Source organism: Streptomyces nidicola, assembly GCF_050106155.1.
In the GTDB taxonomy this organism is placed as follows: domain Bacteria; phylum Actinomycetota; class Actinomycetes; order Streptomycetales; family Streptomycetaceae; genus Streptomyces.
Genome location: NZ_JBNBPI010000001.1, coordinates 7,504,375 through 7,517,920 on the forward strand (window position 1 = coordinate 7,504,375; position 13,546 = coordinate 7,517,920).

General features: G+C 68.5%; 9 protein-coding genes and 1 rRNA gene. 4 read left to right on the forward strand and 6 right to left on the reverse strand.

All coding sequences use genetic code 11. The features are described 5' to 3' along the window. Nucleotides 1–51: 51 nt before the first annotated feature. From ACOKM3_RS33910 to ACOKM3_RS33920, 3 genes are all read right to left on the reverse strand, one after another. Nucleotides 52–1,242, reverse strand: a complete 1,191-nt coding sequence (locus ACOKM3_RS33910) for a lipid-transfer protein (protein ID WP_426906966.1) — start codon at nt 1,240–1,242, stop codon at nt 52–54. Then, on the reverse strand, nt 1,239–1,697 hold the full coding sequence (locus ACOKM3_RS33915) for a Zn-ribbon domain-containing OB-fold protein (protein WP_426905050.1): 459 nt from the start codon (nt 1,695–1,697) through the stop codon (nt 1,239–1,241). The genes ACOKM3_RS33910 and ACOKM3_RS33915 overlap by 4 nt, the downstream gene beginning before the upstream one ends. Before the next feature lie 161 nt (nt 1,698–1,858). Then, on the reverse strand, nt 1,859–2,668 hold the full coding sequence (locus tag ACOKM3_RS33920; RefSeq protein ID WP_426905051.1) for a M15 family metallopeptidase: 810 nt from the start codon (nt 2,666–2,668) through the stop codon (nt 1,859–1,861). 71 nt (nt 2,669–2,739) lie between these two features. On the opposite strand from ACOKM3_RS33920, the gene ACOKM3_RS33925 reads away from it, so the two are divergent. Then, nucleotides 2,740–3,276, forward strand: coding sequence for an NUDIX domain-containing protein (locus tag ACOKM3_RS33925; protein WP_426905052.1), 537 nt, complete (start codon nt 2,740–2,742; stop codon nt 3,274–3,276). Between the two features lie 46 nt (nt 3,277–3,322). On the opposite strand, the gene ACOKM3_RS33930 is transcribed toward ACOKM3_RS33925, so the two are convergent. Then, entirely contained in the window at nt 3,323–5,680 is a 2,358-nt protein-coding gene (locus tag ACOKM3_RS33930; protein WP_426905053.1) for a glycoside hydrolase family 31 protein, read from the reverse strand. A 215-nt stretch (nt 5,681–5,895) separates the two neighbouring features. On the opposite strand from ACOKM3_RS33930, the gene ACOKM3_RS33935 reads away from it, so the two are divergent. Further along, the gene (locus ACOKM3_RS33935) at nt 5,896–7,869 is read left to right on the forward strand and encodes an acetoacetate--CoA ligase (RefSeq protein ID WP_426905054.1); all 1,974 of its coding nucleotides are present in this window, start codon (nt 5,896–5,898) and stop codon (nt 7,867–7,869) included. 101 nt (nt 7,870–7,970) lie between these two features. Continuing rightward, the gene (locus ACOKM3_RS33940; protein ID WP_426905055.1) at nt 7,971–8,873 is read left to right on the forward strand and encodes a hypothetical protein; all 903 of its coding nucleotides are present in this window, start codon (nt 7,971–7,973) and stop codon (nt 8,871–8,873) included. A gap of 101 nt (nt 8,874–8,974) precedes the next feature. Here the strand turns inward: ACOKM3_RS33940 and ptsP are convergent, their stop codons facing one another. Both ptsP and ACOKM3_RS33950 read right to left on the reverse strand, forming a co-directional pair. Continuing rightward, the gene (gene ptsP, locus ACOKM3_RS33945) at nt 8,975–10,645 is read right to left on the reverse strand and encodes a phosphoenolpyruvate--protein phosphotransferase (protein WP_426905056.1); all 1,671 of its coding nucleotides are present in this window, start codon (nt 10,643–10,645) and stop codon (nt 8,975–8,977) included. A gap of 74 nt (nt 10,646–10,719) precedes the next feature. Continuing rightward, nucleotides 10,720–11,169 (reverse strand): PTS sugar transporter subunit IIA, encoded by a 450-nt coding sequence (locus ACOKM3_RS33950; RefSeq protein WP_351339448.1) that lies wholly within the window; start codon nt 11,167–11,169, stop codon nt 10,720–10,722. A 686-nt stretch (nt 11,170–11,855) separates the two neighbouring features. Here ACOKM3_RS33950 and ACOKM3_RS33955 point away from each other — a divergent pair. After that, nucleotides 11,856–13,381: ribosomal RNA gene (locus ACOKM3_RS33955) — 16S ribosomal RNA — on the forward strand. The last annotated feature ends 165 nt before the right edge of the window (nt 13,382–13,546 follow it).

The following is a 13,546-nucleotide window of genomic DNA, read 5'->3' on the forward strand; positions in this document are numbered from 1 at the left end:
CGCTGTTCACGCAGCATTCCCGAACGGCCACGCAGCGTACGCACGCGGCGGTCAGCGCACCGCCACGACCGACGAACCGTGGCCGAACAGGCCCTGGTTGGCCGTGATCCCGGCCCGCGCCCCGGCCACCTGCCGGTCGCCCGCCGTACCCCGCAACTGCCACGTCAGCTCGCAGACCTGGGCGATCGCCTGCGCCGGAACCGCCTCCCCGAAGGACGCGAGTCCACCGCTGCTGTTCACGGGTATTCGCCCTCCGGGAGCGGTCGCGCCGTCCCTGAGCAGTTTCGCGCCCTCACCCTCGCCGCACAGCCCGAGGTCCTCGTACCACTGCAACTCCAGGGCAGTGGACAGGTCGTAGACCTCCGCAAGGGACAGGTCCTCGGGGCCGATCCCGGCCTCTTCGTAGGCGGCGCGGGCGATCGAGGCGCGGAACGTGGGGCCTTCGGACGCGACCCCGGCGGCCGAGTCCGTGGCGATGTCCGGGAGGTCGAGCACGGTGTTCGGGTACGTCGGAGTCACCGTCGACACGGCCCGTATGCGGACGGGATCCGCGGCTCCGTGCCGGCGTGCGAACTCCATGCTGGACAGCACCAGCGCCGCACCGCCGTCCGACGTGGCACAGATGTCGAGCAGCCGCAGCGGATCGGCGACCACGGCGGACGCGGCGACCTCCTCGGCCGTCACCGTCTTGCGGTAGCGTGCGTTCGGGTTCAGCGCGCCGGAGGCGGCGTTCTTCACCTTGACCTGGGCGAAGTCCTCGAGCGTGTCCCCGTGCACGGCCATGCGCCGGCGCGCGTACAGGCCGAAGTACGTCGGGTTGGTCGCCCCCAGTGCGCGGAAGCGCAACCAGTCGGGGTCGTCGGGCCGGTCGCCGCCGGCGGGCTTGAAGAATCCCTTGGGTGCGGCGTCGGCCCCCACCACCAGTACGACGTCCGCGAGCCCCGAAAGGATCTGCGCCCGTGCCGTGTTGACCGCCTGGGCGCCCGAAGCGCAGGCCGCGTAGACGCTGGCCACGCGCGCGCCCTGCCACCCGAGAGCCTTCGCGAACGTCGCTCCCGCCACGTAGCCGGGATAGCCGCCGCGCACCGTGTCCGCGCCGACGATCGAGCCCACGTCGCGCCAGTCGACCCCGGCGTCGGCGAGCGCGGTCCGCGCCGCCGCCACCCCGTACTCGACGAAGCTGCGCCCCCACTTCCCCCACGGGTGCATGCCCACGCCGAGAACCGCCACGTCCCCCGTCATGCCGCCACCCCCGTCGGCCGCCAGTGCCACGTCGTCCATGTCGTCCCGGTCTCGTCGTCCCCCTCCTCGTTGAGCACGCCCGGTACGACCTCCACCTCCATGCCGACCGCGAGATCGGCCACGGAGACGCCCGGAGCCCCCTGCCCCAGCACGACCAATCGCTCGGCCGCAAGCTCCACAGCGATCAACGCGTAGGGCTGCCAGGGAAGTTCCCGATCCGACACATACGGTTCCGGTGGCCGGTACCTGGCGTCCGTGTACGACCAGACGCGTCCGCGCCGCGACAGGGGCACTTCCGACAGCTCGCCGCCCGCGCAGGCGGGATTGCGGCACGCCCCGTCCTCGCGCGGAAAGAACACCGACGCACACGCGGAGCAGCGCGTGCCCAGCAGGCGGAAGTCGTCCCCCTCTCCGCTGAACCAGTCGGCCACGACAGGTGTACGCGTACGCGCCACAGTTCCTCCCCGGCAATGAATCTGACGGAACGTCAGAAGTGTGCCACGGGGAGCCGAATGACGTCAGGGGTCCCGCAGAACCGCCCGCGGCCTACCGGCGTCCGTGACGGGTGAGGGCGCGACCGGAATCCACGGGGGTGCTTCCGGTCGCGCCCGCCACCTCACCGCCCCGTCAGCGAACGCCTGGAGACCGGGAAGTCGAAGTACGTGTCCGGGTAGAGCTCGGGCTTGTACGTGTAGTGCCACCACTCCTCAGGAAGATTGACGAACCCCTGCGCGCCGAGCGCGTTCCGCAGCAGGTCCCGGTTGGCCCGCTGCACGCCCTGGACGCGCGGATCGTCCGTGTGGGCGAGCGTGTCGAAGCAGTCGAACCCGGTCCCCATGTCCAGCGAGTTGTCCGGGAAGCGCTCCGCCTTCGGCCCGTAGCAGGGCGTGAGCCGCTCCCCGGGCACGTAGGGGCGCGTGGGCCGGGCGGGCAGCTTCACGACGGTCAGATCCAGGGTGGAGCCACGGCTGTGGCCCGACTTCTCCGCGATGTAGCCGTCCGCGAACAGGCGCGTCTTGTCGACACGTGGATAGAACTCCGCCTTCATCTTCTGGTCGTCGAGATCCTTCGCCCAACGGACGAAATGATCGACCGCGCGCTGCGGGCGGTAACAGTCGTACACCTTCAGGGAGTAGCCCGCCTTCAGGAGGCCGATCTGAGCCTTGTGGAGCGCCTGCGCGGCAGGTCTCGTGAGGAGACACATCGGCTTCTTGTAGCCGTCGACCGGCTCACCCATGAAGTCGTGCTCCGTGTAGTAGCGCATTTCCTGGATGATCGTGGGGTCCACGTCATGGAGCGCCACGAAGGCCTTGGGTGCCTTCGGGTCGGGCGTCGCATGGGCAGTCGAAGGGGCGGCGGCCACGCCGAGCAGCGCGGCGGCGGCCAGGGCAGCGAGTTTCCGCAGAGCGGTGGAGGCTCGAGTCATGGATCAGCGTCTATCAGGAGCCGGGCCCACCGGGGAAGACCGCGGCCGAGTGATCGGATACAGTCCGCGCCGTGCCCGCATCGACCCACTCCACGCTCAACCCCGTTCCGGATTCCCACTGTTCGAGCTGTGGGGCCGCCTACGGGGCCGAGGTACACGGCTGGCCCCGCACCTGCCGGGCCTGTGACTCCGTCGCCTACCGCAACCCGCTCCCCGTGGCCATCGCCCTGCAACCGGTGTACGACACGGTGGGTACCGCCCTCGTCGCGATCACGCGCACCATCGCCCCCGCGCGCGGGGAACCCGCCCTGCCCGGCGGCTTCATCGACGACCGGGAGGACTGGCGGCGAGCCGTCGTCCGTGAACTCCAGGAGGAGACGGGCATCGTCGCCGCGGCGCGCGACGTACGCCTCGTGGACGCCATGAGCGCCCCGGACGGCCACCTCCTGCTCTTCGGCCTCCTGCCCGAACGCCCGGCGGGCTTCCTGCCCACCAGCGCGCCCACGGACGAGACGGACGGCTGGCACCTCCTGCGCCGCCCGACCGAACTGGCGTTTCCCCTCCACACGTTGGCGGTGAAAGCCTGGTTCGAGGGCCGCTACCTGTAGGGGCCAGGTTCCCGTGAGCGGCCGGCGTGACTCTGCCGTATGGCGATCACAGGCCGCGCACACGCACCGGGTACCGCGGTTCGACCTCGCCGTCCTCCCCGTCCCGCTCGACGACCACGCGCCCCTCGCCCCAGCGCACCCGGAACCGCTCGATCTCCGGCTCCTCCCAGCCGTCCCCGGTGTCCCGCGCCGCGTACCCGCCGCCCGTACGACCCGGTGCCGGCGCCCACGCCTCCAGCGCGACGCCCCCGCCCGGATCGCGCACAGGAAGTACCGACCCGCCACGCGCGAGCACCGGAATACGCGACAAGGGGGCGTCCACCGTGACCTGACCGGGTCCCTCGAAGACTTCGCCGGTCACCGTGTCGTACCAGCGCCCGGGCGGCAGCTGAACGGTGCGGCGGACGGCTCCCTGCTCCAGGACGGGCGCGACCAACAGGCAGTCGCCCAACAAGAAGGCGTCCTCACAGTCACGCAAAGCACGGTCCTCCGGAGCACCCCACCACAGAGGTCGCACGTACGGAGAGCCGGTACGCCGGGCGAGATGCGCGAGGGTCATGAAGTACGGAAGGAGGCGTCGCCGCTCCTCCAGCGCCACGCGCGCGTGCGCGAGCACCTCCTCGCCGAACATCCAGGGCTCGCGCCGCCCCGCCCGCAGCGCCGAATGCGTACGGAACAGCGGCATATGGGCGCCCAGTTGGAACCAGCGCAAGAACAGTTCCGGTGACGGCTTCCCGTCGAACCCGCCCACATCAGGTCCGGAATACGGCACCCCGCACAAGCCGAGCCCCATCACCAACGAGAGCGAGGAGTGAAGGCCGGCCCACCCGGTGGCGACGTCACCGGACCACGTCCCTCCGTAGCGCTGCAGACCCACCCAGCCGGACCGGGAGAACAGGAAGGGCCGTTCCTGCGGCTGCAGTTCGCGCAGCCCCTCGTAGCCGGCCCGCGCCATGCACAGCGCGTACACGTTGTGCGCCTCCCGATGGTCGCCGCCCCGTCCCTCGACCGCGTGACGGGACGAACGGGGGAGCGTGGGCTCACCGAAGGCGGCGAAGGACACCGGCTCGTTCATGTCGTGCCAGAACCCCGAGAAACCCTGCTCGAGACGCTCCTCGTACAGGCCGCCCCACCACTTGCGCACCCGCTCCGCGGTGAAGTCCGGATACATCGACTCACCCGGCCACACGACCCCGCGCACGGGCCGGCCCGCCGCGTCCCGCACGAAGGCGTCGATCGCCTGCCCACCGTCGTACTGGGCGTTGCCACGCTGGGCCTTGACCGCAGGGCCGACGATCGACACCAGCCTGACGCCCTCACCGCGCAACTGTTCGGCCAGCCGCGGCAAGGACGGAAACCGCTCGCGATCGACGGTGAAGGCCTGTCCCGCCGTGAAGTGATCGATGCCCAGATGGACCGCCTCCAGGGGCAACTCGCGCTCCCTGTAGCCCGCGACGACACGACGCACCTCCTGCTCGCTCTCGAAACCCCGACGCGCGTGCTGGTGGCCCAGCGCCCAGCCCGGCGGCACGGCCGGAGCGCCGGTCAGCTGGGACCAGACGTGGAGCACGCGCGCGGGTGTGCCCACCACCACCCAACAGCGCAACGGGCCACCCTCCATGCGCAGTTCGGACGTCCCGGCGTGGTCATGCCCGGAGCCCGCACCCTCGCTGCCCTCACGAAGACTGACGGTGCCGTCCCACGTGTTGTCGTGGAACACCAGGTGCGTGCCCGCATCCGCGACCACCACCTGCACCGGCATCGTGAGCGACAACGGATCGTCCTGCCGGCCGAACGAACCGCCGGGATCCGTGTTCCACAACCGGTACGTCGCGTCACGCAACCGCGGGCCCGACGCACGGCCTCCGAGACCGAAGAAGCGCGCGTCGGCCGAGACCTCGCTCCGCTGCGCCCAGCGCGCCTCACCGCCACCCTCGGGCTCCCACCACCGGGGCGGCAGATCGCGGCGCAGCAACACCCCGCCCGGCGTACGCACCTCCACGGCGCCATGCCGCGAGACCACCGCGGTCACCCGCTCGGACACCACCCGCCAGCCGCCGTCCTTGTCCGGCTCGAGGACCGCCCGCGGGTCCGCCTCCGGGCAGTGCCCGGCCAACGCGTACGAAGGCTCGGGTTCGGCCCCGTCCCAGCCCCAGAAGAGAGCACCGCTCACGGTGACGACGATGCGCAACCGGGACCGCGTGAACCGCACCAGGCCACCACCCGGCTCGGGCGTCACACCGACCACCGAGCCCGGGACCCGGGCCCGCTCGCTTCCCCGCCGGGGCAGGCCAACGGAGTCCGCGCGACGATGCCGCCACGACGCCCGAACCGAGCGCAGCCCATGGGCCGACCCCACGGACGAAATCGCCTTCGCCAAGCGCACCAGGTCACGACCATCCATGCTGCTCACCCTGCCACCGAGGCGCACGCGTGCGTGCCGCGTTCAACTGCCGTTCATCCGTGGTGCCAGCACATCTTCGCCGGGCCGACTATGTGGGATACACCCTGGTGTCGAAGTCGATCACGTGGCATCGTCCAGTGAGCCGCGTCAGGCGCACACTCCGCGGAGCGCGCCGAGGACGCACACGCCGCGCACGCACTTCCTGGAGCCGCATCATGCCCACCGTGAACCCGTCACCGCTCTGGCAGCCCGATCGGCAGCAGATCGCCGACGCGCAGATCACACGGTTCCAGGCCTGGGCGGCCGAACAGCACGGCGCGCCCGCCGACGGCGGCTACGAGGCGCTGCACCGCTGGTCGGTCACCGAACTCGAAACCTTCTGGAAGGCCGTCACCGAGTGGTTCGACGTGCGCTTCACGCACCCGTACACGCGCGTGCTCGGCAACCGTGACATGCCCGGCGCCGAGTGGTTCCCCGGTGCCACGCTCAACTACGCCGCCCACGCCCTGCGCACGGCGGACGACCCCACGCGCGCGGACACCCCCGCGATCCTCCACGTCGACGAGACACACGAACCCCGTCCCGTCACCTGGTCCGAGCTGCGCGGCCAGGTCGGCTCCCTCGCCGCGGAACTGCGCGCCCTCGGAGTACGCCCCGGCGACCGCGTCAGCGGCTATCTGCCCAACATCCCCGAGGCCGTCGCCGCCCTCCTCGCCACGGCGGCCGTAGGAGCCGTGTGGACGTCCTGCGCCCCCGACTTCGGCGCGCGCAGCGTCCTGGACCGCTTCCAGCAGGTGGAGCCCGTCGTCCTGTTCACGGTCGACGGCTACCGCTACGGCGGCAAGGAGCACGACCGCCGCGACACCGTCCAGGAACTCCGCAACGAACTGCCGTCCCTGCGCGCGGTGGTGCACATCCCGCTCCTGGGGACCGAGGCACCCGAAGGCGCCCTGGAATGGTCGGCCCTCACCTCCGCGGACGTCACACCCGTCTACGAAGAAGTGCCCTTCGACCATCCTCTGTGGGTGCTCTACTCCTCCGGCACCACAGGCCTGCCCAAGGCCATCGTGCAGTCGCAGGGTGGCATCCTCGTCGAGCACCTCAAGCAGATCGGCCTGCACTGCGACCTCGGCCCCGACGACCGCTTCTTCTGGTACACGTCCACCGGCTGGATGATGTGGAACTTCCTCGTCGGCGGCCTGCTCACCGGCACCACGATCGTCACCTACGACGGCAGCCCCGGATACCCCGAGACCGGCGCCCAGTGGGCGATCGCCGAACGCACCGGCGCGACCCTCTTCGGCACCTCCGCCGCATACGTCATGGCCTGTCGCAAGGCCGACGTGCACCCGGCGCGCGACCACGACCTCTCGCGCGTCAAGTGCGTCGCCACCACGGGCTCCCCGCTCCCGCCGGACGGCTTCCGCTGGCTCCACGACGAGGTGCGGGACGACCTGTGGATCGCCTCCGTCAGCGGCGGCACCGACGTCTGCTCCTGTTTCGCCGGAGCCGTGCCGACGCTGCCCGTCCACATCGGCGAGCTCCAGGCACCCAGCCTCGGCACGGACCTGCAGGCATGGGACCCGGCGGGCGAACCCCTGACCGACGAGGTCGGCGAGCTCGTCGTCACCAACCCGATGCCGTCCATGCCGATCCGCTTCTGGAACGACCCCGACGGCACCAGGTACCACGACAGCTACTTCGACACCTACCCCGGCGTCTGGCGCCACGGCGACTGGATCACGCTGACCTCGCGCGGCTCCGTCGTCATCCACGGCCGCTCCGACTCCACCCTCAACCGCCAGGGCGTCCGGATGGGATCGGCGGACATCTACGAGGCCGTGGAGCGCCTCCCCGAGATCCGCGAATCGCTCGTCATCGGCCTGGAACAGCCCGACGGCGGCTACTGGATGCCCCTCTTCGTCCACCTCGCGCCGGGCGCCGCCCTCGACGACGCGCTCCGCTCCCGCATCAAGCAGGTCATCCGCGAACAGCTCTCGCCGCGCCACGTGCCCGACGAGATCATCGAAGCCCCCGGCGTCCCGCACACCCTCACCGGCAAGCGCATCGAGGTGCCCGTCAAGCGCCTGCTCGCGGGCACGCCGCTGGAGAAGGCGGTCAACCCCGGCTCGATCGACAACCTCGAACTCCTCAAGTTCTACGAGGAGATCGCCCGCAAGCGAGCCTGACCGACCGCCCTAAACCGATGGTGGTCCGTCACCGAACGTGGCGTTGTCAGTGCCCCCGATTACTCTGAGTGAGCATCGTTCAAGCGCACTCAGGGGGAATCATGGGGCACACTCAACAAAGCCGGACGGTCGGCGCCCGGCGCGGCTTGCGCCGTGAAGTGGCGGGAACCATCGGCCTGTTGGCCGATGAGCAGGACTTCGAGGCGATGCGGCTCTACCGCAGCTTCACCTTCGACGACCACACGACGTACCTGCGCCAAGTGGAAGGACTGCTCAAATCCCAGGCTGCGGCCGGCGGGTACACCACGGTCACGCTCTTCGACCCGGCCGAGTTCACGGAATTCTGCCGTGCGGAGGGCCTCGACCCGGACAGCGCCATCAGCCGTACCCGATTCACCGCGGAACTCGCCGCGTCGGGCCCCGCGATCGCCTACGAGGGACAGCCCATGGCCGACCTCGTCCCCGAACTCGTGGAGGAGGCTGTCCGCCAAGCGACCTGGGAGTTCGCGACATCCGTCCTGTCCAGGACAGGGGCCTGTGCCGTGTGCGGACAGGACGTCGGACGCATGGCCTTCGCCAGGGCCTCCTACCTGGTCTCCCGAGTGATCGACGCGCTCGGCGAGGGAGCCCACCACTGGGTTTGCAGTGTGCTCACCGACAGGGAGTCGCTGCATGCCGTCCTGCACGTGGACGCCACGGAACCCGACACGGTCAAGGTCGATGAGTCCGCGGCCATGGAGGTCACGGCCGTACTGGCGCTGGCGATCGTCAGCCGGCGCGCCTGCGCGGTCATCGTGCGCAGTACGGTCCCCGGCGAGGAAGACCGCGTCTGCGGCTGGCACCTGAAGGACGAGGGCTTCCAGCCGATCCCCGGGGGACGAGTCTTCGACGCCTACTGCACCGACGCGGACTCCGGCGACCTGTCCGCTCCGGAACCCGGCGTGAACTACTGCACCGCACCAAAGGTGGACGACGCGAAACCGGAAGGCAGGCATCTGCACTGATCGCCGCGAGCCGCTGATCCCTGCGGACAAGCGCGAAGGGCGCCCCGCCCAAAGGCGGAGCGCCCTCCAAAAGGCACCGGTAATGCACCGGCCGAGCTCGGTTACTCGCCGGACAGCACGGCCTGAGCGGCGTTGCGCGCTTCCTCCGCCGACTCCGCGGCACGCGCGGCAGCGGCCGCGCGCTCGCACTGGGCCAGCGTGTACTTGCCGAGCGTCGCCCGCACGTACGGAATCGAAGCGGCACCCATGGAGAGGGAGGTGACCCCCAGACCGGTCAGGACGCACGCGAGCAGCGGGTCGGACGCGGCCTCACCGCAGACGCCGCAGCTCTTGCCCTCGGCCTTCGCCGCCTCGGCGGACAGCGAGACCAGGTCGAGCAGCGCGGGCTGCCACGGGTCCTGCAGACGCGAGACGGCGCCGACCTGACGGTCCGCGGCGAACGTGTACTGGGCCAGGTCGTTGGTGCCGAGCGACAGGAACTCGACCTCCTGCAACACCGACCGGGCACGCAGCGCGGCGGACGGAATCTCCACCATCGCACCGAACTTCGCCTGCAGACCGGCCTCACGGCAGGCATCGGCGAACGCCTTGGCGTCGGCACGGTCGGCCACCATCGGCGCCATGACCTCGAGGTAGACCGGGAGGCCCTCGGACGCCTTCGCCAGCGCGGTCAGCTGCGTGCGCAGCACCTCCGGGTGGTCCAGCAGCGTCCGCAGACCGCGCACGCCCAGAGCCGGGTTGGGCTCGTCGCCGGGCGTCAGGAAGTCCAGCGGCTTGTCGGCGCCGGCGTCGAGCACCCGCACCACGACACGGCCCTCGGGGAACGCCTCGAGCACCTGCCGGTACGCCTCGACCTGCTTCTCCTCGGACGGAGCGTTCTTGCTGTCGTCCAGGAAGAGGAACTCGGTACGGAAGAGACCGACACCCTCGGCACCCGCCTCGACCGCCGCGGGCACGTCCGCCGGGCCGCCGATGTTGGCGAGCAGCGGCACCTTGTGCCCGTCAGAGGTGGCACCGGGACCGGTCGAGGCGGCCAGCGCCGCCTTGCGCTCGGCGGCAGCGGCCTCCATCGCGGCCCGCTTCTCCGCACTCGGGTCCACGAAGATCTCACCGGTGCTGCCGTCGACGGCGACCACGGTGCCCTCGGCGAGCTCACCCGCACCGGGAAGCGCCACCACGGCCGGCACCCCCAGGGCGCGGGCCAGGATCGCGCTGTGGCTGGTCGGCCCGCCCTCCTCGGTGACGAAACCGAGCACGAGCGCCGGGTCCAGGAGCGCGGTGTCCGCGGGCGCAAGGTCACGGGCGATGAGCACGTAGGGCTTGTCGCTGTCCGGAACGCCGGGCATGGGCACGCCGAGGAGCCGGGCCACGATGCGGTTCCGTACGTCGTCGAGGTCCGCGACGCGGCCCGCCATGTACTCACCAGCACCGGCGAGGAGCTCGCGATAGTGCGAGAACGCGTCGTAGATACCGCGCTCGGCCGTGCTCCCGACGGCGACACGACGGTCGACGTCGGCCATCAGCTCGGGGTCCTGGGCGATCATGGCCTGAGCCTCGAGCACCGCCTGGGCCTCGCCACCGGCCAGATTGCCGCGCGCCATCAGGTCGGCAGCGACAGCTTCGACGGCCTGGCGGGCGCGCCCCTGTTCGCGCTCGGCATCCTCAGCCGGAATCTGCTTGGCCGGCGGCTCAAGCACCGCCGTCCCCATGTGCCGAACCTCGCCGATCGCCACACCGTGGCTCACGCCGACGCCTCGCAGCGTTGTCTCCATCTCACCCGTCTCCGATAGTGCGGCGAGCGCAGCCGCCGCGTTGGTTTCTTGCCGACCGTCAGTGACGGGGTGCGTCACTTCCAGCCGAACAGCGCGTCGCCGGCCTTGATGTCCCCGTCCTCGACGACACCGGAAAGGGACTCGGCCGTGGCCTCGAGGGCGACGACCGGGCAGATCGGCGACTTGCCGGCAGCCTCGACGGCAGCCGGGTCCCAGCGGACCACGGACTGCCCGCGCTGCACAGTGTCGCCCTTGTTGACGAGCAGCTCGAAGCCCTCGCCGTTGAGCTGGACGGTGTCGATGCCCAGGTGCGTCAGCACACCGTGGCCTTCCTCATCCACGACGACGAAGGCGTGCGGGTGAAGGGACACCACGATGCCGTCCACCGGGGCCACGGCGTCGGACGCCTCGCGCGCGGGGTCAATGGCGGAGCCGGGGCCGACCATCGCACCGGAGAACACCGGGTCAGGAACGGCGGAGAGCCCGATGGCGCGTCCGGTGAGCGGGGACGTCACACTGGTCATGGCAAGCCTCCCAGGGGGCGGAGATTCAGGGTCGCCGTCACTGCCTGTCCTGGACGGCGTACTGTTCAGAAGCGTAAGTCATAAAAAGTCCCGGTTCCCTACGACAGGTACCGGTTGGCGGACGTAGGGGCCGCGGGCAAACGATTTGCGTCGAAGCTCGGGCCCGTTGTACCGTCGTACACCTGCCAGGGAGGCAAGCGACGCCATCGAGCGTCCAACACCCCGGCAGCATCTATCAAGTCCTAAGTCGCATTGCGAACCGTATTTCTGCATGTCTGCAGAGGCATGGCAAGCGGGTCGAAAAAAGACTGATAGTGTTTGACCTCGCCGAAAGGGCCGCGAAAGCGGACTTCCTATAAGGCGGACGTCAATCCGAGGAAATCGGCCGGTGAAACGGTCTGATAGAGTCAGAAACGCAAAACAGCAAGACCGAAGGGAAGCGCCCGGAGGAAAGCCCGAGAGGGTGAGTACAAAGGAAGCGTCCGTTCCTTGAGAACTCAACAGCGTGCCAAAAATCAACGCCAGATATGTTGATACCCCGTCTCCAGCATCTGCTGGGGCGAGGTTCCTTTGAAAAGTCCTGCAGGCCTTCGGGTCGGCAGGCGCACAGCGAGGACGCTGTGAACCGGGAGATTATTCCTCTCCTGGTTCCGCTCTCGTGGTGTCACCCCGATGACGGGGAAACATTCACGGAGAGTTTGATCCTGGCTCAGGACGAACGCTGGCGGCGTGCTTAACACATGCAAGTCGAACGATGAAGCCCTTCGGGGTGGATTAGTGGCGAACGGGTGAGTAACACGTGGGCAATCTGCCCTTCACTCTGGGACAAGCCTTGGAAACGAGGTCTAATACCGGATAACACTCCCATTCTCCTGGATGGGGGTTAAAAGCTCCGGCGGTGAAGGATGAGCCCGCGGCCTATCAGCTTGTTGGTGAGGTAATGGCTCACCAAGGCGACGACGGGTAGCCGGCCTGAGAGGGCGACCGGCCACACTGGGACTGAGACACGGCCCAGACTCCTACGGGAGGCAGCAGTGGGGAATATTGCACAATGGGCGAAAGCCTGATGCAGCGACGCCGCGTGAGGGATGACGGCCTTCGGGTTGTAAACCTCTTTCAGCAGGGAAGAAGCGAAAGTGACGGTACCTGCAGAAGAAGCGCCGGCTAACTACGTGCCAGCAGCCGCGGTAATACGTAGGGCGCAAGCGTTGTCCGGAATTATTGGGCGTAAAGAGCTCGTAGGCGGCTTGTCACGTCGATTGTGAAAGCTCGGGGCTTAACCCCGAGTCTGCAGTCGATACGGGCTAGCTAGAGTGTGGTAGGGGAGATCGGAATTCCTGGTGTAGCGGTGAAATGCGCAGATATCAGGAGGAACACCGGTGGCGAAGGCGGATCTCTGGGCCATTACTGACGCTGAGGAGCGAAAGCGTGGGGAGCGAACAGGATTAGATACCCTGGTAGTCCACGCCGTAAACGGTGGGCACTAGGTGTGGGCAACATTCCACGTTGTCCGCGCCGCAGCTAACGCATTAAGTGCCCCGCCTGGGGAGTACGGCCGCAAGGCTAAAACTCAAAGGAATTGACGGGGGCCCGCACAAGCAGCGGAGCATGTGGCTTAATTCGACGCAACGCGAAGAACCTTACCAAGGCTTGACATACACCGGAAACGTCCAGAGATGGGCGCCCCCTTGTGGTCGGTGTACAGGTGGTGCATGGCTGTCGTCAGCTCGTGTCGTGAGATGTTGGGTTAAGTCCCGCAACGAGCGCAACCCTTGTTCTGTGTTGCCAGCATGCCCTTCGGGGTGATGGGGACTCACAGGAGACCGCCGGGGTCAACTCGGAGGAAGGTGGGGACGACGTCAAGTCATCATGCCCCTTATGTCTTGGGCTGCACACGTGCTACAATGGCCGATACAATGAGCTGCGATACCGCAAGGTGGAGCGAATCTCAAAAAGTCGGTCTCAGTTCGGATTGGGGTCTGCAACTCGACCCCATGAAGTTGGAGTTGCTAGTAATCGCAGATCAGCATTGCTGCGGTGAATACGTTCCCGGGCCTTGTACACACCGCCCGTCACGTCACGAAAGTCGGTAACACCCGAAGCCGGTGGCCCAACCCCTTGTGGGAGGGAGCTGTCGAAGGTGGGACTGGCGATTGGGACGAAGTCGTAACAAGGTAGCCGTACCGGAAGGTGCGGCTGGATCACCTCCTTTCTAAGGAGCACTTCTTACCGAGTCCTTCGGGACACGGTCAGAGGCCACTACGTCGGCAAACGTTCGACGGTGGTTGCTCATGGGTGGAACGTTGATTATTCGGCACGATCAGGATGAGGACTGTTAGTACTGCTTCGGCGTGGAACACAGAGCTTCAACTGAACG